This is a genomic window from Streptomyces sp. 8N114 (assembly GCF_052245835.1).
Taxonomy (GTDB): Bacteria; Actinomycetota; Actinomycetes; order Streptomycetales; family Streptomycetaceae; genus Streptomyces.
Genome location: NZ_JBQQBT010000026.1, coordinates 48,040 through 69,740, shown reverse-complemented (window position 1 = coordinate 69,740; position 21,701 = coordinate 48,040). Strand labels below are relative to the sequence as shown.

The window sequence follows — 21,701 nt, the reverse complement described above, 5'->3', positions numbered from 1 at the left end:
GGGTGGCGGCTCGTTCACTCGGCCCATGGCGACCAAAAATCAGATGATGCGATGGACGGCCCTGCTGTCGGCCGCACTCGCCACCGTGCTCACCGGAGGTGCTGTCCCCGCCTCCGGTGCGGAACCCAAACCCCCGGCCCCCGCCACCAGCCACCCCGCAACCGCGCCCCAATCAGGCACCGTTCCGGCGCCTGATGCCGCTCCCTTGCCCGGCACCACGGCCCTCTCCCCCGCCGAGCCGGGCGCAACCGCCGGGCACGGCACCCCCGGCGGGCCCACCGATCCGCGGGGGATGATCGACCCGGCGGCTCCCGATGCGCCCGCCGACCCGGGCGCGCCCGGCGCCGCGGGGGTGCCGGCCGGGCAGCCCTCGCTCGTGCGGGGCGACCCTCGCCACTTCGGGGCGCAGATCTTCAAGGGCAAAGCCTTCGACACCTGCCAGGCCCCCTCCGCTGCCACCATGCGGGCATGGCATCGGGCCTCGCCGTTCGGCGCCGCCGGGGTCTACATCGGCGGACGCGGCAGGGCGTGCCCGAAGCAGAAGCACCTGAGCCCCGGCTGGGTGCGCAGCGTCGCCTGGCAGGGCTGGAAGCTGCTGCCGGTCTACGTCGGCTCCCAGTCGCCCTGCGTCATCGCCAAGAACAAGCGCAAGTTCCGGATGTCCGGCAAGCACCCCTACGGGCAGGGCAAGCGCGAGGGACTGGACGCGGTGCGCCGGGCGCAGCAGCTGGGCATGGCAAAGCGCAGCGCCGTCTACCTCGACATGGAGGCGTACCGGTACAAGCGGAAGGGCTGTGCCGACACCACGCTGCGCTTCATCCAGGGCTGGAACAGCGCGGTGCGCGCCCGGGGGTACGTCGCCGGCTACTACAGCAGCGCGAACTACGGCATCGCGCACCTGGAGAGGGCCCGTGCGGCGGGGGCGCGGGGGCTGCCCACCGCCGTATGGTTCGCCCGCTGGCACACGCGCCCGTCGGTGAACGGCGAACGGAATCTGCACCCCCGGGCGTGGCAGCCGCACCGCCGCATCCACCAGCACACGGGCAACGTCAAGCGGACCTACGGCGGTCACACGGTGCACATCGACCAGAACCTGGTGGACGCTCCGGTGGCGGTCTTCGGATGAGGTCCCCAGGGTCAGCCCTGATCCGCGTGGTGGATGCTCTCCACCTTCAGGAGGTGTAGGAAACACCACCACTACACCCTGAGGCGGACGCGGCATCGGGACCTTGGGGCGATCCGGGGAAGCCGGGCGGCTCATAGCGTGGGTGCCATGACCACGCCTGGGACAGTTCGGACTCCCCGGACCACCAATGCGAAGCGCGCGCGGTCCCTTGCGATGCAGCCAGGCTCCGGGGGACAGCCACTGACGTTCACCTCCTACGTCCAAGCACGGGGCCCGGTGCTGCTGCGCACCGCCCGCTCCCTGACCGCCAACCCCAGCGACGCCGAGGACCTGCTCCAGACGGCGCTGACCAAGACCTATCTGGCCTGGGAGCGCATAGAGGACCATCGCGCTCTGGACGGCTACGTCCGCCGGGCGCTGGTCAACACCCGCACCTCGCAGTGGCGCCGGCGCAAGGTGGACGAGTTCTCCTGCGACGAGCTGCCGGAGCCCGACCCGCTGCCCGCGCCGGACCCCGCCGAGCAGCAGGCCGTACGGGACGCCATGTGGCGTGCCGTGCTCAAGCTGCCCGCCCGGCAGCGCGCCATGGTGGTGCTGCGCTACTACGAGGACCTGAGCGAGATACAGACGGCCGAGGTGCTCGGCGTCTCCGTCGGCACGGTCAAGAGCGCCGTCTCGCGCGCCCTGGCCAAGCTGCGCGAAGACCCGCAGCTGGCGGCGGACGTCCGTGCGGACTCCCAGACGGAGGGGCACGGCGCAGCCGACCAGGAGCCGGTCGCGGCCTGAGCACCTCGTCGGCGTACGGCTCCCCACGGCACCGGGCCGCGGGCCGGTCCGGGCAGCGGATTCGGGCAGGTACCCGTGACATACCGACCGGTCGGTGGCAGGCTTCCGCGGAACCGGCGCATTACTCGCGCGTTAACGCACCGGTGCGGTGAGACGCACCCGTGCGTAGCCACTCCTGGGCGTGAACGCTCCGGGACGGGAACGTGCGTGATATGCGCTTGCTCCGCGTAACCACCGCTCAAGGGGAGGCCCCGGTGCTGAGCACGATGCAGGACGACGTACCGCTGACCATCTCGCGCATCCTGCGCCACGGAATGACCGTCCACGGGGACGCGCGGATCACCACGTGGACCGGCGAGGCGGAGCCGCACCGCACGACGTTCCGGGCGACCGGCGAACGTGCCGCGCAGCTCGCCCACGCCCTGCGCGACGAGTTGGGTGTGCGTCCGGAAGACCGGATTGCCACCCTCATGTGGAACAACAACCACCATGTTGAGGCGTACTTCGCGATCCCCTCCATGGGCGCCGTGCTCCACACCCTCAACCTGCGGCTGCCCGCCGAGCAGTTGGTCTTCATCGTCAACCACGCGGCGGACCGCGTCATCCTCGTCAACGGCACCCTGATCCCGCTGCTGGCGCCGCTGCTGCCCCGCCTGGAGACGGTCGAGCACCTGGTCGTCGTCGGCCCGGGCGACACGTCACTGCTGGCGGGCTGCGCCCCACAGGTGCACGACTACGAGCAGCTGCTGGCCGGGCGACCCACCTCCTACGACTGGCCGGAGCTGGACGAGCGCAGCGCCGCGGCCATGTGCTACACCTCCGGCACCACCGGGGACCCCAAGGGCGTCGTCTACTCGCACCGCTCGGTCTATCTGCACTCCATGCAGGTCAACATGGCCGAGTCGATGGGCCTCACCTCGGCCGACACCACCCTCCCCGTGGTGCCGATGTTCCACGTCAACGCCTGGGGGCTGCCGCACGCCGTGTTCATGACCGGTGTCAGCATGCTGATGCCCGACCGCTTCCTCCAGCCCGCGCCGCTCGCCGAGATGATCGAGGCTGAGCGGCCCACCCACGCCGCCGCCGTCCCCGTGATCTGGCAGGGCCTGCTGGATGAGCTCGCCGCCACCCCGCGCGACATCTCCAGCCTCAAGACCGTCACCATCGGCGGCTCCGCCTGCCCGCCGAGCATGATGCGGGCCTTCGAGGACCTGCACGGGGTACGGGTGTGCCACGCCTGGGGGATGACCGAGACCTCGCCGCTCGGCAGCCTCGCGCACCCGCCGGGAGGGCTCTCCCCCGAGGAGGAGTGGCCTTACCGGGTCACCCAGGGCCGCTTCCCCGCAGGCGTGGAGGCCCGGCTGGCGGCCCCCGACGGCAGTTTCGCGCCCTGGGACGGCACGTCGCCCGGCGAGCTGGAGGTGCGCGGCCCGTGGATCGCCGCGGCGTACTTCGGCGGCGTGGGCGAGCCGCCGCTGCGCCCCGAGGAGAAGTTCAGCCCGGACGGCTGGCTGCGCACCGGGGACGTCGGCGTGATCAGTCCGGACGGCTATCTGACGCTTACCGACCGTGCCAAGGACGTCATCAAGTCCGGCGGTGAGTGGATCTCCTCCGTGGAGCTGGAGAACGCGCTGATGGCACACGAGGCGGTTGCCGAGGCCGCCGTCGTCGCCGTCACCGACGAGAAGTGGGGCGAGCGCCCGCTCGCCTGCGTCGTCCTCAAGGAGGACCGCGAGCCGGTCTCCTACGAGGAGCTGCGTACCTTCCTCGGCAAGACCGTCGCTCGCTGGCAGCTCCCCGAGCGCTGGGCCACCGTCGACGCCGTACCGAAGACGAGCGTGGGGAAGTTCGACAAGAAGGTGCTGCGCCGGCAGTACGCGGCGGGTGAGCTGGATGTGACCAAGCTGGGCTGAACGGGCCCTGGGCCGGGGGCTGTCCGGGCAGCCCCCGGCTCGGTCAGTGGGCGCCGATCTTCGTCAGCAGGTCGACGATCCGGGCCTGCACCTCCGCGCTGGTGGAACGCTCCGCCAGGAACAGCACCGTCTCGCCGGAGGCCAGCCGGGGCAGCTCGCCAGGGTCCAGGTCCGCCGAGGTGTAGACGACGAACGGGGTGCGGTTGAGCATCCCGTTCACCCGCAGCCAGTCGATGATGCCCGCGCGCCGCCGCCGCACCTGCATCAGGTCCATCACGACGAGGTTCGGCCGGATCTGCGCGGCCACGTGCACCGCGTCGGAGTCCGTCGGCGCGTGCGCGACCTGCATACCGCGCCGCTCCAGCGTCGCCGCCAACGCCGCGGCGATCGCCTGCTGTTCCTCGACCAGCAGCACCCGGGGCGGATGCTGCTCGCTGTCGCGCGGCGCCAGCGCCTTCAGCAGCACCGCCGGATCCGCGCCGTAGGCAGCCTCCCGGGTGGCCTGCCCCAGCCCCGCCGTCACCAGTACGGGAACCTCCGCCGCAACGGCCGCCGTCCGCAGCGACTGGAGCGCCGTCCTGGTGATCGGCCCCGTCAGCGGGTCGACGAACAGCGCGGCGGGGTAGGCCGCGATCTGCGCGTCCACCTCCTCACGCGAGTGCACCAGGACGGGACGGTAACCACGTTCGGAGAGCGCCTGCTGGGTGGAGACGTCCGGCTCCGGCCAGACCAGCAGCCGCCGCGGGTTGTCGAGCGGTTCGGGCGGCAGCTCGTCGTCCCTGACGTGCGGCGGTACGCCGAAGCCCCGTCCGTCCGTCATCTCGACCGGGCTGTCCGGCCCGTCCAGCGGCTCCGGCCCCTCCGTCACCTCCGCGTCCGGGGCACCGCCGGAGGCGCCGACGGCGAACTGCTGCGGGCCGCCGTTCCGGCCGTGGCCATGGGCCTGGCCCTGACCGCGACCGTGCCGGGGATCAGCAGTCCCCGCGGGCCCCGCTTCGGGCTGTGGCATGGGCATCGGGCCCGGCATCGTCCCGGGCTGCCCTTGGCCTTGACCCTGTCCCTGCGGCCGGCGCAGCGCGGGCGGCTGCGCCCTCGGGCCGGGGACTGCGCCTTGTGCCGCGCCCTGCGCCTGGCCAAGTGCGGGGACCTGCCCGGAGGGGTTCCCGGGGACGCCCGGCTGGGCCCCCGCACCCGTCTCCGGTTGGCCGGGTACGCCGGCCCAGGGCTGCGCCTGACCGGGCGCGCCAGTACCGGGCCGGGCCGGGCCCGCGGGGAGTGCGCCGGGCCGGGCCTGCCCGTGATCGGGTCCGCCGGGCTGCGGTTGTTCGAGCTGCGGCTGCCCGGGCTGCGGCTGGCCGTGGTCCGGGGCTCCCCAAGGCTGGGGCGATCCCGGCTGGGGCCGGACGCCGAGTGCCGTTCCCGGCCCCGGCTGGGCGGGCTGGTCCGCCGGGATCGCGCCATGGTTCGCGCCGTGCTCGGCCTGCTCGCCGTCACCCGCCCCGTGCTGTCCGTGCAGGGCGGGCTGACCGTGCTGTCCATGCTGCGGTTCGGCGTGCGGGGGCTCTCCCGGCTGGGCGGTGCCGTCCTGGGGCGATCCGGAAGGCGTGCTGCCCTGCGCCCGCTCCTCCGGGGTGGCCAGCTTCCGGCGGCGGCCGGAGCCGGGGGGCAGACCTGGGGTGGAGGGGGTGGACGGTATGGCGGAGGCCGCCGACGGCGTCGAGGTCTGCGCCGGAGGCCATTGCTGCGCGGCGTTCTGCTCGGCCATCTGCTCGGCGAACGGCAGCCCCTGCCCCAGTGTCCGTACGCGGGGACCGTGGTCGGTGCCGTACGGGCCGGACGCACCGCCCGGCTGCCCCTGCCCCTGCTCCTGCATGGACGGACCGCGCTGCTGGTGCGCTTGGGCCTGCTGTGGTTGTTGTGACTCCTGATCCTGCTGCGCCTGTTGTGTCTGCTGGAATGCTCCGCCGCCCAGGATCGGGCTGGCGGCGACGACCGAGTGCTCGTTCCGCTGCGGACGGCCGCCGCTCTCCTGCTGCGATTCCGGGGTGCCCGCGTCCGTGCCCGCATCCGTCCCTGCGCCCGTGCTCGCGCCTCCCGCGCCCCCGCTCGTGTCGTACGCGGGGTCGGCGGGCCCCGGGTTGCCGGGACCGGCGTCCGGACCGGAGGTCGCGGGGGAGAGAGCCGGGAAGTCGGTGGCCCCGGCAGTGGCTGCGGCCGCGGGGGCGCCGGAGGGCGAAGGTGCCGAAGTGTCCTCCGCAGGGGCGGGCGGGAGGGCGAACGGCGCATGGTGCGGCCCCTGCTGCGCCTCGGCCTCCGCCTGCGCCCGCGCACGGGCCGCCGCGATACGCCGTGCCCGGCGCCCTCCGCCGGCCGGCGGGAGCTCCAGACCGCCGCCCGCCTCCGCGCCCTCGGCGGCGCCCATGTCCTGCGGGACCGGCCCCGGTGCTGCTACGGCGTCCTGGCCCGTCTCCGCGCCTTGCGGGGCGGATGCGCTCTCCACGCGCTCGCCCAGTGCACGCCGCGCACGCCGACCCGAACCCTGCGCGGGCACAGGCATGTTCGCGCCCTCGTCCCCGCCCTCGCCCGAGCTTCCCGAGGGGAGTTCAAGAGCCCCGGACGCGCTACGGGCACCGACCCCGCCTCCGAGCGACGCCTGCTCGTGCTGCTCCTCGGCCGGACTCGGCCGCCCACGCCGCCGCCCGGTGGGCCGGGGCATGGCCGAAGCATCCGCGTACGCGCCCTCCTGGCGCCGATCCTCCTGGTACGGGGCCTCGACGGGCGTCGGCGCCGGGGCCGCCCCCGCGTCCGGCTGCTCGCTCCCTACGGAAGGCCGCGCGGGCCCCAACTCGAGCCGCCCCTGGCCACCGCCACCCGCGGACGGGCCCGGCCCCAGTTCGATGCTCTGCCGCGGGTCGGGCGCCGGGGCGAGCGCGCCCGCCGACTGCCGTGGATCCGCCACCGGCTCCAGCGCAGCCGCCGACGCGCTGTCGGCCGCCTGGTCCTGCCCGGGCTCCGTACCGCCTGCGCGCCCGGCCGGCTCCAGGGCCCGGCCCTGGCTGCTGTCCTCCTGCGGGTGCCCGGCGGTCCCGGTCCCCCGTGCCGGAGCGGACGGTACGGGCATCACCGTCGTCTCGCCGCGCTCCGTGCCGGGCACGACGCTCGGTACCCCGAAGGCCCCGCCCGCGCCGCCCTGCGAGGGGCCCCCGCGGGCATGGCTGCCGCCCCGGGCGTGACTTCCGCTGCGCCCGCCGCCGGTCGACCGGCCGCCACCCGTTGAGCGGCCCGCACCGGTCGAACCGTCCCCGTCGTGCCCCGTACCGCCGAAGCTCCGGCCGCCGCCCGTACTGCCCGTACCGCTCGTGTCGCCGGGCCCTGCCTTGCGTGCCCGGCTGCCGGACTGGCGGGTCGTGTTGCCGACCGCCTTGACCGGGACCTCCAGCACATACGCGCTGCCGCCCGCCGAGCCCGGCACCTCATGGGTCTGGAGCACACCGCCGTGCTGGTTGACGATGCCGCGCACCAGTGGCTCGTGCACCGGGCTGCCGCCGCTGTGCGGGCCGCGTACCTCGACGCGTACGACCTCGCCGCGCTGTGCCGCGGCGACCACGATCGTCGGGTCGACACCGGGCGGCGGGGTGGAGAGCGCGCGGCCCGTCGCGTCCACGCCCGCCACGTCCGCGATCAGATGCGCGAGTGCCACGGCGAGCCGTTCCGGGTCCACCTCGGCCTCGATCGGCGGCGCGTGCACGGCGAACTGGGCGCGCCCCGGACCGATCAGCTCGGTGGCGCCCTCCACGCCTGCGGAGACCACCGCGTCCATCGGCACCGGCTCGGTCCGCAGCCGCTCCTGGCCCGCGTCCAGCCGCTGGTAGCCCAGGACGTTGTCGACCAGCGTCGTCATCCGGGCGTAGCCCGCGGACAGATGGTGAAGGATCTGGTTCGCCTCCGGCCACAGCTGCGCCGCCGGATCGGAGGTCAGCCCCGACAGCTCCTGGCGCAGCTGCTCCAGCGGTCCGCGCAGCGACTCCTCCAGCACGGCCCGCAACTGCGTCTGGCGCGCCGCGACAGCGTCGTAGGGGCGGCGGTCGGCGAACGTCAGCACAGCGCCGACCAGCTGCTCGCCGTCCCGTACCGGCGCCGTCGTCATGTCGACCGGCAGCGCGCGCCCGTCCTTCGCCCACAGCACCTGCCCGGCCCGTACCCGGTGCTTGCGGCCCGAGCGCAGGGTGTCGGCCAGCGGGGTCTCCTCGAACGGGAGGGCGGAGCCGTCGGGGCGCGAGTGGTGCACGAGGGGGTGCAGTTCCCGGCCGCCCAGATCGCTGGCGCGGTAGCCGAGGAGCTGGGCCGCCGCCGGATTGACGAGCACCACCCGGCCCTCGGCGTCCACCCCCACGACACCCTCGGACGCGGCCCGCAGGATCATCTCCGTCTGACGCTGCTGGCGCGCCAGTTCGGCCTCGGTGTCAAGAGTGCCGGTGAGGTCGCGTACGACGAGCATCAGCAGTTCGTCGCCCGTGTACCCGCCGCCGCTCGGGTGGTCGGCGAAGGCGGCTTCGAACGCGGAGGCGTAGGGCGTCCGCCCGTCCTCCAGGTTCGCGCTGGTCACCTCGACCGGGAACTCGCTGCCGTCCGTACGCCGTGCCACCATGCGGGTCGGCTTCTGGCGGCCCTGGGCCTGCGCGGCCTCGTCCGGACGCCGCATCGAGCCCGGGATGCGCTTCGAGTCGAACTCGGGCAGCAGGTCGAGCAGTCCGCGCCCCACGAGTGCGGTGCCGGGTGTCTCGAAGGTCTCCAACGCGATGGCGTTGGCGTTCACCACCGTGCCGTTGCAGTTCACCAGGAGGAGCGCGTCGGGCAGTGCGTCGAGTATGGCGGCGAGGCGAGCAGCGCCTCGGGATGGCCTGCTGCTCACGGCGACAATTCCCTCCTGCTGACCTCAGGTGCTCGTGACCTTCCGCCCGTTTCTTCCCTGTTGGTCGTGTTGGTCCGGGCGGGCCACGGCTGCCAGTCTGCCGTTCACCCCGGGCGTGTCACTAGGGGGGAGTCTACGGGCCACACTCCTGCGCGCGGCGGCGGATCCGGGCGAGGCCACCGCCGCGTCGCCGCACGGAAGGCCGCCCCTGTCGCCGCCGCGGGCCAACACGCGGCGCACAACGGCGAATAGGGGACGGACAGCGGGACGGCCAGGAGACGGACAGCGGGGGAGCAGGAGACGGACAGCAGGTGCGAAAGGAAGAGACCGGGATCAGGACGTCCGGGGCAGTGCCGGAACGAGCCTGTTCCACCGCGCCACCTCGCACCCGTTGGTCCGCTTGAACCAGGCATCGATCTTCCGGCCGCGCCAGGTACCCGTCACATGTGCCGTCGCAGGACCGCCGTAGATCATCGTGCACGTCGCATCCGCCGGTACCGGCTCGAAGGGATCCCGGCCGTCCGAGGTCGCCCGATCGAGCGTCGCACAGGCCCGGCTCGGCGCGAAGTGTCTGCCGCCCGGAGGGTGGCAGCGGAGGGTGTACGACCCGTCGCCCGCCGCGCGTCCGGTATGGGCGACCTTGAACCTGAGCTCGTCGGCGGGCGGCACGGTGGCCGTGGACCCGCCGCCCGCAGCCGACCGGCTGATGGCCGTCGCCTCGGGCGCCCCGACGAGAGAGAGCAGGCCGGCCGCCGCGGTACTGACCGCGGTGAGGGTGAGGAGAGGGCGGACGCGGAAGGATACGGGGACGGTACGACGCGGCATGGCGGGCTCCAGAGGTTCGAGAGCGGCTCCCGCCTGGCTGGACGGGTGCCTGCCCTTCCCGGTGGGAGGGAGGTGGGGGGCGCCGCGAGTACGCCCCTTTTGCCTAACGTCCCTGAGCCCGCGCCGTTGCGCGGGCGGACCCGTCCGGACGCAGCGCGCCCCCGTCCGGACGCACCGGTGCCGGTCGGGAGGGCCCCACCTCCTGGACCACCGCTTTAAGGCTTTGCCCAGGGGTCCGCCGACCGAGTACGGTAGGGGCCGATTGGAGACAGCCCCCCGGGCTGTGCCATCATCGGCACACACTTTGTCCGCCCCTCGGGCGTCCCGAGTGTGTCTGGAGGCTTCGCCTAGTCTGGTCTATGGCGCCGCACTGCTAATGCGGTTTCGGGGTAACCCCCTGATCGAGGGTTCAAATCCCTCAGCCTCCGCTCATGATCTCCGGATCCCGGATATCCACGGATTCAAGATCACCGAAGCCCCGGCCAGTCCGGGGCTTCTCTCATTTCCGCCCACCCGCCACGGCACTGTTTCCGCAGGTCAGCGGGGGTGAACGTTAAGGATTTCACCTACGCCCGCAGGTCATGTAATGTTGTTCCCGCAACGCCGCCCGGCCGAAAAATCAGCCGGACAGCAAGCGCTCGTAGCTTAACGGATAGAGCATCTGACTACGGATCAGAAGGTTGCAGGTTCGAATCCTGCCGAGCGCGCAGCAAGATCGAGGGCCCTGTTCGGTATCGGACAGGGCCCTTGGTGTATCCCATTGACGGCAATGTTGACGGCAACCGGTTAGTGGATCACGGCTCTTCCGGGTCGATGTCCCCGCTGAGGGCGTCGGCCGGCCGTCCGATCGCGTCGCGCTGTTCGTCCAGGCGCACGAAGGTGCCGATGTCCATCGTCGCCCGGATCGAGCTGTGCCCGAGAACCTGCGTGATCGTCCGGGGGTCGGCACCCTGCTCGTGTCGTGCAAGGGCGGGGCACAGGTGTGCTGCAGATCGTGAAACCGGACCTTGCGCGCGCCGGCGCGAGCCGACAGCGCCTGGGACGAGCGGTTGAGGTTGCGGTGGCCGATCGGGGTGCCATTCTTCGTCGTGAAGATCAGCGCGCTTCCCGTGCCCCGCCATTTGTCTCCAGCTAGCCGCTTGTCCGCAAGCTGCTGTGCCCGCTGGGCGCGGAGCGCCGTGACGCGCTCGCGCGGGAGGGGGTACGGCGTGCGGACCGCTGGGTCTTCGGCGGACGGTCACCAGCACGCCGCCGACCCTCTGAAGCGCCTGCCGCACGGTCAGTACGCTCTCGTACAGCCACGCCTTCCCACCGCAGGCCGAGCCGTACGGTCAGCTCGTACGCAGCCCGCAGCCCGCAGCCGATTGCCATCTTGTTCGCAGCCACTGGCAGACCGCTGTGGGAGTTGGCCTTGAGTCGGGTGAGCTTGTCGTGTGCGTCCTTTCGCCGTTCACGTTCCTCTTGGTCCTACGGTGGAGGTCGTCAGTCTCCTCCGCTCCCTCCGCCCCCGCCGTCCCCTCCACCTCCGCCGTCGGCCAAGGTGATGCTCCAGGAGGTGGAGTGAGGGCGGTTGGCGAGATCGGGGAACGCCGCAGGGACTCGCGCCGGTGGGGTGGTTCGTCTGATCGGTCCGTAGGGAATATGGGCTATGCATACCGCAGTTGCGGCCACGGAGCCCATCAGGCCCACCAGAAGGATGCCGACTTCGAACTTCCCGTCCAAGAAGCCGGAAATCGCTGCGAGCAGGGAGATTGCTGCGACCTGTGACAGGAGAACCGCGCAAGCCCAACAGGCGACCTTGGCCGCAGTGCTGTCTCGTCTCATCTGCATCACCCCTTATGGGGACGACGGAACGGAGCCCGGGGTTGCCGTCGTGGAGCGCTGGGTGGGACCAGAACAAGTTGGCCGTACTTCCGCTTTCGCCTCATGCGGAAGGGAAGGTGGAGCCGCGCCTTGAAGGCTCCGTGCGATGCCCTCTCTGACGGCAGTAATGACGGCAACGACGGCAGGCAACGGCTGTCAGCCTCCGCCGTCCCCGGAGTACGCGTACTCGACCTCACCCGCTCTTCCCGCCCGTGCATACGGACTTGCCGTGCAGGCGCCGAACTGGCCCACGGGCCCGTTCACACCGTGCCGCTGACGTCGTTGTGGACACGGGCCTGTTCAGGGGGACTTCCGTCGCGCTCCCTCTGCTGAGGCCGTAGACACAACTGCGGCACGCGAGGCTTGGGCGCCTTCCTCGCGGAACCTCGTCGAGACGTACGACAAGGGTGTGAGCGCCCGGACTGCCGGGGGAGCTCAAAGTGGGCTGGCTGCCAGCCAGTTGAGCGGATATGCGATCTAGGAAAAGATACGACCCCGCTCGATGCACAAGGCTCGATGCACAAAGTACGGAGCACCTGGATGAAGAAGCGCTTGATCGTCCCCGCGGCCTTGACCGCCCTCGCTCTGATGGGGATAGCCCCGGCGGCAACGGCGAGCACCGCCGCCGCGGGCAGCGCGAAGACGACTGCCGCCTCCAGCGCGGAGGCGAAGGCGTGCAAGGAGCCCATCAAGGCTCCCAACAACGTCAAGATCCACAAGAAGCCCAGCCACAACTCCACGTCGCTGCGCCTCATGTACAAGAACACCAAGGGCTGCTGGATCGATGGCGTCTCCGGCGGCAAGACCAGCAAGTGCGGCGCACCCGACGACTGGGACGGCTGGGGCTACATCTCGTACCGCGGCACCAAGGGCTATGTGCCCAACATGTGCGTGATCCCGGCCTGACAGCACTGTTTCACCTGACAGCACTGTTTCAGGGGCGGGCCTCCGACTGGGGCCCGCCCCGCGCCTCCCTCCCCGAAAGACACAGCACGCGCTCGAAGTCCGTCACCCCGCGCGGGTCTCGACCACGCACAGGGCAGCCGCGCAAGCACGCCTGTGACCGGTCGCCGCGTTGGGCTTGTCGCCTCAGATGTAGGTCCAGCGCCAGGCGTTCGAGCTGTGCGCGCACTTGATCTTCCTGCCGCTCGCGGTGGAGGTGATGGCGCCGTGATCGCTGCTCCGGCAGAACTGTCCCGCCGAATAGCAGTTCCCCGAGTTCGAGACGATCGTGCACGCGCCGGCGCTGTCCTGATCACCGCCGTTGTCGCTGCCGTTGTCGCTGTCACTGCCATTGTCGGCTGCCTTGGCGGTGGCGGTGGCGGTCTTGGTGACGGTGACCGTGGGGCCGGGCTTCGCCTTGGCTTTGACGGTCTCGGTGACGGTCGGGCTGGGTTTGGGCGTGGCGGTGGCGGTCGCGGTGATGGTCGTCGCGGGCTTGGCCTTGTTGTCGACGGGCTGTTTCCCGTCGTCGGTGGAGCCGATGATCACGCCTGCGATTAAGAGAGCCGAGCCTCCGACCCACACGAGTACGCGCTTGCGCAGCGGGCGGGCGTCGGGCGGGCGCGGTGTCGGCCGTATGGGCGTGGTGTACGGGTTGGTCATCTCGTCCCCCCCCAGAGCGTTTCGGGTGGAGTGACCGTAGTGCTCGGCAGAGCGAAGTGTGAGGGGTATAGGGGAGAGGAGTCCATTCTGTGACTATTGCGCGGCCCGTGCTCCGGCGCGGGATGGTGAGGCCTGGCGCGCAGTGGAGGAGGGGCGGCGCTTCCGTGTGGCATCTTCGGTGCGGGGGGAAGGACGGTTGGTCGGCACGTGCGTCGAGAGCTGCGACGTGGTGAGGGAGTGCGCGACGCCGGTGGGAGAAGGGTGGCCATGGCGCGGACCGAGTATCACGACGACCCGGCGGCACCCGAGCCGAACAGCTTGGTGGTTGCCGCGTCCGCCGTGGTCACCGACGACGAAGGGTGCATTCTCCTGCAGCGTCGACGGGACAACGATCTGTGGGCGCTGCCCGGGGGCGGCATGGAGATGACCGAGTCACTGCCGGGAGCGGCCGTCCGGGAGGTGAAGGAGGAGACGGGCCTGGACGTGGAGATCACCGGCCTCGTGGGCACGTACACCGACCCTCGCCACGTCATCGCCTACTCGGACGGCGAGGTGCGCCGACAGTTCAACATCTGCTTCACCGCCCGCGTTGTCGGCGGCCGACTCACGATCTCGGACGAGTCGACGGAGCTGCGATTTGTCCCGCCGGCGGAGATCGACCAACTGCCCATGCACCACACGCAGCGGCTGAGGCTCCGCCACTTCCTGGAGCACCGCGAACGGCCCCACCTGGGCTGACCCCTTACAGCGTACGTACATCGGCGCGGCTCACCGGCTGAGCTGGAGGAGACGGGGGCGGGAGACATGTCCGTCGGGGAGAACGCGGCATGCGACCAGACCGGTGAGCGCTGCCGCGACGGCGGCGCTCAGGAGTTCTGAGCCCACTGCCTCAAGGACGCTGCCCATTCCGCTGACCTCCCTCTTTCCTGTTCGTCTGACTTCCTCGTTCCGGTTCGTCGGCCGTCGTTCAGTCCCGGACGCCCAGGTCTTCGCGCATCAGTTGGCGCATGGCGGCGAGTCGGGGGTCGCCTTCGGTGGTGAGGGTGTGGCGGACGGAGTCGGGGGTCTCGGTGGGGTGGGCGCGGCCGCGGTCGAGTCGTTTGACGGCGCCGTCGGCCTCGGCGAGGACGCGGTTGACGGCGCGGGAGGCTTCGATGATGTGCTCGGGGACGATCATCTGGGCCTCCGCATAGCGGTCGCGGTAGTCGAGACGGACCTCTTCCAGGGCGGTGCGCTCCTGGTCGGTGTAGACCTCGTCGCGCAGCCGGTGCAGGGCGTCCTTGAGGAGGGTGCTGAACTGACGGGACGCGCGGTTCATCGCGGTGTATGCGGCGCGGCGCTCGTCGAGGCGGCGGAGTCGGTCGGCCTCCGCGCGCTCTTCCTCCCGCTGCCGAGCGGCAACCCGTTGGGTGAGTACGGGGGCGAACAAGGTGCCCAGTACGCCGACGACGGCCGTGATCATCGCTGTTATGACTGCGCTCACCCGCCCGACCTTAGGTCTTTCTCAGGCGATTCACAGATGCGGGAAAGCCTTCTCTCACGTGGGTGTTCGAGGGTGGAACCATGAGTGGGAGTTGCAGGAGTGGGACGGGCGCCCCGCGCGAATTCGCCCCCCGGGAGCGCGCCCCGCGCGTGCGCACCCCGCGGGAGCGCACGCACCGGCCCGAACGGCTGCTCGTCGTCGGGGACCTGGTGCTGGACGAGGAGACCCGCGAGGCGTGGCGGGGCGGGGACCGGATACGGCTGACCGCAACCGAGTTCGAGCTGCTGCGCTTTCTGATGCGCAATCCGCGCAGGGTGCTCAGCAAGGCGCAGATCCTCGACAGAGTGTGGAACTACGACGTGGGCCGGCACGCCAACCTGGTGGAGCTCTACATCTCGTATCTGCGGCGGAAGATCGATGTGGGCCGGGAGCGGATGATCCACACGCGGCGCGGGGCAGGCTACGTCTTCAAACCCGGTGAGTCCGTCATACCGGCGTTCGGGTCGCCGAAGGCGGATGAAGGGTCGGATACGGATTAGCATCAAGGGGTAACGGTCCGTAAGTCACCTCGGCCGTTGCCGCCCCGTTCCGTCTCTCCGACCGGCCTTCGGAGCCGGCCCCCGAAGGAGCGCGTGCCATGAGCGACGGCAGCCGCACGAGCCGGATGCGCAGGACCAGCGTATGGCTGGAGGAGCGGACGGAGACGCGCCGCAGAGCGGCCGGGAGCGGACAGACCGAGGGGCTGGACCGGGAGAAGATCACGGCAGCTGCCGTACGGCTGCTGGACACCGAGGGGCTGGCGAAGTTCTCCATGCGCCGGCTGGCCGCCCACCTGGGGGTGACCGCCATGTCGGTGTACTGGTACGTGGACCGCAAGGACGACCTGCTCGAACTCGCCCTGGACGCCGTCGAGGGCGAACTGGAGGTGCCCGACGCGGACGCCGAAGACATCGACTGGCGTGAGCAGTTGCGGCAGGCGGCGTACGCGCTGCGCGGGCTGCTGCGCCGTCACCCGTGGGCGTCCGGCACGCTGGGCAGCTTCTTGAACGTCGGGCCGAGCGCGATGTCCTTCCAGCTGGGCGTGCGCCGCGTACTGCTGCGCTCCGGGCTCCCCGAGCAGCAGGCGGACGGGGCGCTGGCCGCGCTGTTCTCGTTCGTCTACGGACACGCCGCCGTCGAGGCCAGCTGGCAGCGCCGGTGCAGTGAGGCGGGCGTCAGCTCGCAGGACTGTGTCGATGCGCTGCGTGCGACGGTGGGGGCACGTCCCGAGTACGCGGAGTGCGGGGAGGGCGTACGCGGAGAGGCCGTACGCTCCATGGAGCAGCGGGACTTCGGCGTCGCGCTGGACTGCGTCGTCGCGGGCATCGAGGCCATGGCCCGGTACGGGCGCGGCGCGGTCCCGCAGGACCGCGCCGCGCTGGTGATTCCGCCGCAGCCTCCGGCTCCTGAGGACCGCTGAACTCGCCTCGGCCTCCGGCTCGGGCGGATGCCGGCTGCGTCAGCGGGGCGCTGTCAGAACGGCAGCGACTCCCCTTGCACCGCCTGGATGTCCAGGTCCACCCGCAGCGTCGTACCGACCGCCGCGATCCCGGCCGCGACGACCTGGTTGTAGTTCATCGCGAAGTCCGAGCGCCGCAGTTCGGCCGTGGCGTGGAAGGAGGCACGCAGTCCGCCCCAGGGGTCGGGACCGCTGCCCAGATAGGTGAGGTCCAGGTCGACGTCGCGGACGGCGCCGTGCATCCCGAGGTGGCCGCGTACCGTCCACCGGTCGGGCCCCGCCACGTCGATGCCGGAGCTCCGGTAGGTGATGTCGGGATGGGCTTCGACATTGAGGAAGTCACCGGAGCGCAGATGCTGATCGCGCATGTCGTTGCCGGTGTTGACGGACTCCGCCTTGATCACGGCTTCGACGGACGACTTCTCCGGGTCCTCCGCGATCTCGATCCGGCCGCCGAACTCGGTGAACCGGCCGTGCACGCTGGTCATCCCCAGGTGCTGCGCGGTCGCGGCGACCGTGGAGTGCATCGGGTCGATGGCCCACGGGCCCGGCGGCGGCAGTTCGACGCCGCCCTGCCGGGCCAGCACCAGCGTGCCCAGCTCCGCGCGCCCGGAGGCGGTGACCATCGCCGTGGAGGCGGCCGGCGCGTAGCCGATGGCCGTGGCGATGACGGTGTACGCGCCCGGGGCCAGCGGCTCCCCGCCGCGTACGATGCCCTCCTCGTCGGCCTCCGCGCGCAGTACCTGGCTGCCCGTCATATCGGTGACCGTCAGCACGGCGTGCTGCACCGCCCAGCCGTCCCGGGTACGCACCCGCGCCCGTACGCCGCCTCGGGCGCCGCCGGCCGGGTCTGCTCCGCTTGCCCCGCCTGTCATCTCTTCCAGCTCCTTCTCACATCCGACGGCCCCGGCCTCGCATCCGACGGGCCCCGGCGCCTCGGCGGCGGGCCGTCCCTTGCCCGCGCTCGCTCAGTGCGTTTCTCCGGGCCGCCGGGGCCCTTTCCCGAACCGGACCCGACGGCGCGCGCTCCGCTCGATTCACGCGCCGCCAGGACCGGGGGGTCACTCGTCCGGGTGGTGCAACTCGATGTCGTACGCGTCCACTCCGGGCCCGGTCACCCGCAGGGCGTTCGCCTGGGGCGGGTAGCCGCCGGCGATGACCGAGTAGTCGCCCGCGTCAAGGTCGGTGAAGGCGTACGCGCCGTCCTCACCGGTGGTGGACGTGGCGATGACGTTGCCGGCCGCGTCCACGAGCGTGACGCGGGCGTCCGGCAGCGGCCTGTGCTGTGCGCCGGCCCGGACGGTGCCGGTCACCCGGGCGCCCGCCGCCAGGTCGACGTCGAGCCGGGTGGTGCCCTGGCCCTGCACCTCGACCGGGACCGCGGTGGGCCGGTAGCCGGCGGCGTTCACGGCGAGCGTGAAGCTGCCGGTGACCAGGTCGTCGAAACGGAAGTCACCTGCTTGACCGGTGACGCCGGTGGCGAGCACCTCGCCCCGTACGTCGGTGACGACGACCATCGCGCCGTGCACCGGGGCGCCGTCGGCCAGCCCGCGCACCTGGCCCGCCAGGCCGCTGGTGCCCGAAAGCAGCAGGTCGTGGCTGAGGGGTTCCTCGCCGACCACGATCGTGGACGCCTGCGGCTGGTGGCCGTCCGCCGCCGCGATCAGGACGTAGGAGCCGGGCCCGGGCGCGTCCAGCCCGTAAGAGCCGTCCGCGTGGGTGATGGAGCGGCCGAGCTGGCGTCCGCTGAGCGAGATCAGCGTGACTGCCGCGCGGGCGACACCGGTGCCGTCGGCGTTGCGGACGGTGCCGTGCACCCCGTACTGGCTGGTCGGTATGGGGGCGGAGGGCTGGGCTGTGGCCATGGCTGCGTACTCCCTGAGCTGCTGAGTGTCGCCCCCCGCTGAAGCGGTCGCTGCCTGCGGCGCAGGCGCAGGTGCCTCGGCCGGCTCCGCTGCCTCGGCTGCCGGGGCCGTCCCGGCCGCCTCGGTCGCGGACAGCGCCGCGGCGTCCTGGCTCGCCTGGTTCCCGGCGGTGGTCCGCAGCGGGACCTCCCGGATGAACAGCACGCACACCAGCGCCAGCAGCGCGACCGGTGCGGCGTACAGGTAGATATCGCCGATGCCGTGCCCGTATGCGCTCTCCACGACGGTACGGACCGGCGGGGGCAGCTTGTCCAGGTCGGGCAGGGCGCTGCCGCCACCGCCCGTGGCGCCGCCGCCGGGCTTGATGCCGAGCTTGGCGAAGCCGTCCTCCATGTAGTGGGTGATCCGGTTGGAAAGCACGGCACCGAGCGCCGAGACACCGACCGCACCGCCCAGCGAACGGAAGAAGTTGACCGTGGAGCTGGCAGACCCGAGGTCGTCCGCCGCCACCTGGTTCTGGGTGGCGAGCACCAGGTTCTGCATCATCATGCCGACGCCGAGGCCGAGCAGTGCCATGAAGATCGACATGTGCCAGTACTCGGTGTCGTACCGCAGCGTGCCCAGCAGGCCCATGCCCGCCGCCATCAGCACACCGCCCGCGATCAGGAACTTCTTCCACTTGCCCGTACGGGTGATGACCTGGCCGGAGACCGTGGTGGAGACGAAGAGCCCCGCGATCATCGGGATCGTCATCACACCGGCCATCGTCGGCGACTTGCCGCGCGCCAGCTGGAAGTACTGGCTGAGGAAGACGGTCGCACCGAACATCGCGATACCGACGAACAGCGAGGCGACCGACGCCAGCGTGATGGTGCCGTTGCGGAACAGCCGCAGCGGGATGATCGGCTCCTTGGCCTTCGACTCGACGAGCACGAAGATCAGCGCCAGCACGACGGCCCCGCCGACCATCGCGTAGGTCTGCCACGACAGCCAGTCGTACTTGTCCCCCGCGAAGGTGACCCACAGCAGCAGGGTGCAGGCCGCGGCGGCGATGAAGAACGCGCCGGCCCAGTCCACCTTGACGCCCGGCCGCTTGACGACGGGCAGGTGCAGCGTCTTCTGCAGGACGATCAGCGCGATGACGGCGAACGGGACGCCGACGTAGAAGCACCAGCGCCAGCCCAGCCAGCTGGTGTCGGTGATCACGCCGCCGAGCAGCGGGCCGCCGACGGTGGCGATGGCGAAAGTGGCACCGAGGTAGCCGCTGTACCGGCCGCGTTCCCGGGGGGAGATCATCGCGGCCATGATGATCTGGGCGAGCGCCGAGAGCCCGCCCATGCCTATGCCCTGGGCGACCCGGAAGGAGATCAGCATCCCCGGGTTCTGCGAGAGACCGGCACCGGCCGAGGCCAGCACGAAGACGATCAGGGCTATCTGCACCAGCAGCTTCTTGCTGGTCAGGTCCGCCAACTTGCCCCACAGCGGGGTGGAAGCGGTCATCGCCAGCAGTGAGGCCGTCACCACCCAGGTGTACGAGCTCTGGCTGCCGTTGAGATCGGAGATGATCTTGGGCAGCGCCGTGGAGACGATCGTCGACGACAGGATGGCGACGAACATGCCGAGCAGCAGCCCGGACAGCGCCTCCATGATCTGCCGGTGCGTCATCGGCGCCGCGCTCCCGGATGCCGTCGCTGCGGCGGTGCCTGTGCCCTGGGCGGCCTGGGCCTGGGCCTGAGCCTGGGCCTGGGCGGCGGTGGAGTGGCCTGACGACGCGGCGTGCGCCGCGTGCCGGGCCCCGCCGCCGGTCCCCTGTACGGCGTCGCGGGACCCCCCAACCGGCGTTTGGGGTCGGGTTGTTGCCATTCGGCGTCCTTCTAACTCAGTGGTGCGGTCGTTTTCTCGTGGGGTGGCCCGCCGCGGGCGCGGCAGTCCCCGAAGCTCGTACGGAGCCGGCTGAGCAGCGTGTTGAGCTGGGCGACGTCCTCGTCGCTCCAGTCGTGCAGGTGGGCGGCGAGCACCTCGATCGTGTGTGCCGAGAGGTCCGCCAGGAACCGCTCACCGCTCTCGCTGATCCGCAGCAGCCGGGACCGGCCGTCCTGCGGGTCAGGGCGGCGCTCGATCCAGCCACGGTCGGCGACGTGGGTGACGTGCCTGCTGGTGACCGACATGTCGATCGCCATCAGCTCGGCCAGCCGGCTGGTGCGGATCTCCCCGTGCTTCTCCAGGAGCGTCAGTACGACTGCCGAGGCGGGCGGACACTCCGGGGGGAGACCACGCGCCATCTCTCGTTTGACGGCGCCGATGGCGCTGATCTGCCGGGCCAGCTCCTCGTACTGACTGCGTTCGGCCATCTGCATCCCATGAACTTGTTGCTTAAGGCAACCATAAGATGGTTGGTTGCTGTAGGCAAATTGATTTGGGGGCAACCGAGGCAAACGCTTCGCAAAGAGTGCGCGTGGGCGCAGAAGCGCGAGTAAGCGCACCCCGAGGGCGTGTGAGCGACCGCACAGCGGCTGACCGGGCGCGGCTGTGCCATCCGGGGGACGGTTCGCTAGGGTCCTGGGACATGGCTCACAACCCGCAGGTGCCGCAGGGTCCGGACGGACAGGGACACCCCGACCCGGCAGGCAACACCCAAATGTTCCGCGCCTTCGTCGACGAGGGCGCCTCCCGGCCCGGCAGCAGGCAGGCGGCAGCGCCGGCCCCCGGCGGGCCCCGCGTCGGCCTGATCGTCGGCGTCGTCGTCGTGCTCGCCGTACTGGCGGGCGTCGCCTGGCTCGCCTTCTCCTGACGGCGCCCCGGCGAATCTGGCGCACCCGGCATGGGGGACGCGCCCCGTCAGGGGCGCGGGGAACTGCGCGCCCAGCCACAACCCACCCGTATCCCGCGGGATCGGGCAAGGGGCATCGCCTCACCGGCACAAGGGGCGGGCACGCAGGATTCGCCAGACACGGCCTGACTGCTGCTCCAACCGACTACTTCCAGTCGGAGAGCCGCACCTCGCGGGTCTCGATGTGCATGCCCAGCGGCACCCGCCACGGGTCCACGCACACCGTCCAGGTCTTCTCCTTCTTCTCCCCGGCCTTGATCGGTACGGGCAGCGCACGCGTGCTCTCGCGGGTGGCCCAGTCGACGCCGAGCGCCCCGATGATGTGCGTACCGAAGGTGACCTTGCCGCCCGTGACCGCACGGCCGCCGGAATTGGTGAAGCGGACGGTCACCTTCTCGCACCACCGGTCGTCCGCCTTCGCCCGCTCCGGCTCGCCGGCTGTCAGTACGGCCGGGCCGCTCGGGGTATCCGGCGACTGCGGGGAGTCTGACCCGGAGGAGCCGCCTCCGGACTGCTGGCCGCCGCCGTCCGTGCCGGAACCCGGCGACGCGCCGCCCGGGCCCGGTGATGCGGAGTTGGACGGTCCGGTGCCCGGCCCGCCGTCCGCCGTCCCCCCGGCGCCGTTGTCCGCGCCCTCCCCGGCTTCGGTACGCCCCTCGTCCGCGCCCCCGCTCCCGCGCGCCCCCTTCGGGTCACCGGCGCTTTCTCTCCCGTCGCCTGTCCCGTTCCCGTTGCCCTTCTCGGCGCCGTCGCCCTCGCCGGGCAGCGGCACCATCCGCACCTTGTCGTCCGGCCGTACAGGACCGTTGCCGTCGCCGCTCCGCCCCGACGGGTCCGCGGCGCCGACCGCCACATAGCCGTCGTCCCCGCCTCCGCCGCACCCCGCGGCCAGCGGTGCCCCGAGACATACGAGAGCCGCCGAGGCGGCTATCCGGCTGCCCCGGCGGCTTCGCGTGTTGCTCCCCTGGCTTCGCATGGCGACAGTGTCACTGACG

At 71.6% G+C, this 21,701-nt stretch carries 16 protein-coding genes, 2 tRNA genes and 1 pseudogene; 10 read left to right on the top strand and 9 right to left on the bottom strand.

The genetic code is table 11. The annotated features are described in order from the left end of the window. Positions 1–25: 25 nt before the first annotated feature. The 3 genes from ACTWQF_RS31840 to ACTWQF_RS31830 all read left to right on the top strand — a co-directional run bounded on the left by ACTWQF_RS31840 (position 26) and on the right by ACTWQF_RS31830 (position 3,825). Positions 26–1,126, top strand: coding sequence for a glycoside hydrolase domain-containing protein (locus tag ACTWQF_RS31840; RefSeq protein WP_443283203.1), 1,101 nt, complete (start codon positions 26–28; stop codon positions 1,124–1,126). Positions 1,127–1,273: 147 nt separating this feature from the next. Beyond that, positions 1,274–1,912, top strand: coding sequence for a SigE family RNA polymerase sigma factor (locus ACTWQF_RS31835; RefSeq protein ID WP_443283202.1), 639 nt, complete (start codon positions 1,274–1,276; stop codon positions 1,910–1,912). Positions 1,913–2,166: 254 nt separating this feature from the next. Next, complete coding sequence (locus ACTWQF_RS31830) at positions 2,167–3,825, top strand: long-chain fatty acid--CoA ligase (RefSeq protein WP_443283201.1); 1,659 nt, start codon at positions 2,167–2,169, stop codon at positions 3,823–3,825. A 43-nt stretch (positions 3,826–3,868) separates the two neighbouring features. On the opposite strand, the gene ACTWQF_RS31825 is transcribed toward ACTWQF_RS31830, so the two are convergent. Together ACTWQF_RS31825 and ACTWQF_RS31820 are read right to left on the bottom strand one after the other, a co-directional pair. Beyond that, positions 3,869–8,737 (bottom strand): PAS domain-containing protein, encoded by a 4,869-nt coding sequence (locus ACTWQF_RS31825; protein ID WP_443283200.1) that lies wholly within the window; start codon positions 8,735–8,737, stop codon positions 3,869–3,871. 333 nt (positions 8,738–9,070) lie between these two features. Beyond that, positions 9,071–9,562 carry an SSI family serine proteinase inhibitor gene (locus ACTWQF_RS31820; protein WP_443283199.1) on the bottom strand — a complete coding sequence of 164 codons (492 nt, stop codon included), beginning with the start codon at positions 9,560–9,562 and terminating at the stop codon, positions 9,071–9,073. 336 nt (positions 9,563–9,898) lie between these two features. Here ACTWQF_RS31820 and ACTWQF_RS31815 point away from each other — a divergent pair. The 3 genes from ACTWQF_RS31815 to ACTWQF_RS31805 all read left to right on the top strand — a co-directional run bounded on the left by ACTWQF_RS31815 (position 9,899) and on the right by ACTWQF_RS31805 (position 12,331). After that, a tRNA-Ser gene (locus ACTWQF_RS31815) sits at positions 9,899–9,990 on the top strand. A 206-nt stretch (positions 9,991–10,196) separates the two neighbouring features. Next, positions 10,197–10,269: transfer RNA gene (locus ACTWQF_RS31810), tRNA-Arg, on the top strand. Positions 10,270–11,965: 1,696 nt separating this feature from the next. Next, complete coding sequence (locus ACTWQF_RS31805) at positions 11,966–12,331, top strand: hypothetical protein (protein ID WP_443283198.1); 366 nt, start codon at positions 11,966–11,968, stop codon at positions 12,329–12,331. A 183-nt stretch (positions 12,332–12,514) separates the two neighbouring features. Here the strand turns inward: ACTWQF_RS31805 and ACTWQF_RS31800 are convergent, their stop codons facing one another. After that, the gene (locus ACTWQF_RS31800) at positions 12,515–13,030 is read right to left on the bottom strand and encodes a hypothetical protein (RefSeq protein ID WP_443283197.1); all 516 of its coding nucleotides are present in this window, start codon (positions 13,028–13,030) and stop codon (positions 12,515–12,517) included. Between the two features lie 267 nt (positions 13,031–13,297). On the opposite strand from ACTWQF_RS31800, the gene ACTWQF_RS31795 reads away from it, so the two are divergent. Continuing rightward, positions 13,298–13,768, top strand: coding sequence for an NUDIX hydrolase (locus ACTWQF_RS31795; protein WP_443283196.1), 471 nt, complete (start codon positions 13,298–13,300; stop codon positions 13,766–13,768). Positions 13,769–13,798: 30 nt separating this feature from the next. Here the strand turns inward: ACTWQF_RS31795 and ACTWQF_RS31790 are convergent, their stop codons facing one another. Further along, positions 13,799–13,936, bottom strand: coding sequence for a hypothetical protein (locus tag ACTWQF_RS31790; protein ID WP_443283195.1), 138 nt, complete (start codon positions 13,934–13,936; stop codon positions 13,799–13,801). Between the two features lie 61 nt (positions 13,937–13,997). Next, on the bottom strand, positions 13,998–14,513 hold the full coding sequence (locus ACTWQF_RS31785) for a hypothetical protein (RefSeq protein WP_443283194.1): 516 nt from the start codon (positions 14,511–14,513) through the stop codon (positions 13,998–14,000). Positions 14,514–14,689: 176 nt separating this feature from the next. Between ACTWQF_RS31785 and ACTWQF_RS31780 the strand changes: the two are divergent. Continuing rightward, positions 14,690–15,052: pseudogene (locus tag ACTWQF_RS31780) on the top strand (winged helix-turn-helix domain-containing protein); the annotation flags it as partial. 98 nt (positions 15,053–15,150) lie between these two features. Continuing rightward, positions 15,151–15,972 carry a TetR/AcrR family transcriptional regulator gene (locus ACTWQF_RS31775; protein ID WP_443283193.1) on the top strand — a complete coding sequence of 274 codons (822 nt, stop codon included), beginning with the start codon at positions 15,151–15,153 and terminating at the stop codon, positions 15,970–15,972. A 53-nt stretch (positions 15,973–16,025) separates the two neighbouring features. On the opposite strand, the gene ACTWQF_RS31770 is transcribed toward ACTWQF_RS31775, so the two are convergent. The 3 genes from ACTWQF_RS31770 to ACTWQF_RS31760 form a co-directional block, all read right to left on the bottom strand. Next, positions 16,026–16,886 (bottom strand): YceI family protein, encoded by an 861-nt coding sequence (locus ACTWQF_RS31770; RefSeq protein WP_443283192.1) that lies wholly within the window; start codon positions 16,884–16,886, stop codon positions 16,026–16,028. Between the two features lie 186 nt (positions 16,887–17,072). Next, positions 17,073–19,739 carry an MFS transporter gene (locus ACTWQF_RS31765; RefSeq protein ID WP_443283191.1) on the bottom strand — a complete coding sequence of 889 codons (2,667 nt, stop codon included), beginning with the start codon at positions 19,737–19,739 and terminating at the stop codon, positions 17,073–17,075. A gap of 11 nt (positions 19,740–19,750) precedes the next feature. Then, on the bottom strand, positions 19,751–20,227 hold the full coding sequence (locus ACTWQF_RS31760; protein WP_443283190.1) for a MarR family winged helix-turn-helix transcriptional regulator: 477 nt from the start codon (positions 20,225–20,227) through the stop codon (positions 19,751–19,753). 215 nt (positions 20,228–20,442) lie between these two features. Between ACTWQF_RS31760 and ACTWQF_RS31755 the strand changes: the two genes are divergently transcribed. Then, positions 20,443–20,667, top strand: a complete 225-nt coding sequence (locus ACTWQF_RS31755) for a hypothetical protein (RefSeq protein ID WP_443283189.1) — start codon at positions 20,443–20,445, stop codon at positions 20,665–20,667. A gap of 184 nt (positions 20,668–20,851) precedes the next feature. On the opposite strand, the gene ACTWQF_RS31750 is transcribed toward ACTWQF_RS31755, so the two are convergent. Beyond that, on the bottom strand, positions 20,852–21,682 hold the full coding sequence (locus tag ACTWQF_RS31750) for a hypothetical protein (RefSeq protein ID WP_443283188.1): 831 nt from the start codon (positions 21,680–21,682) through the stop codon (positions 20,852–20,854). Positions 21,683–21,701: the final 19 nt, after the last annotated feature.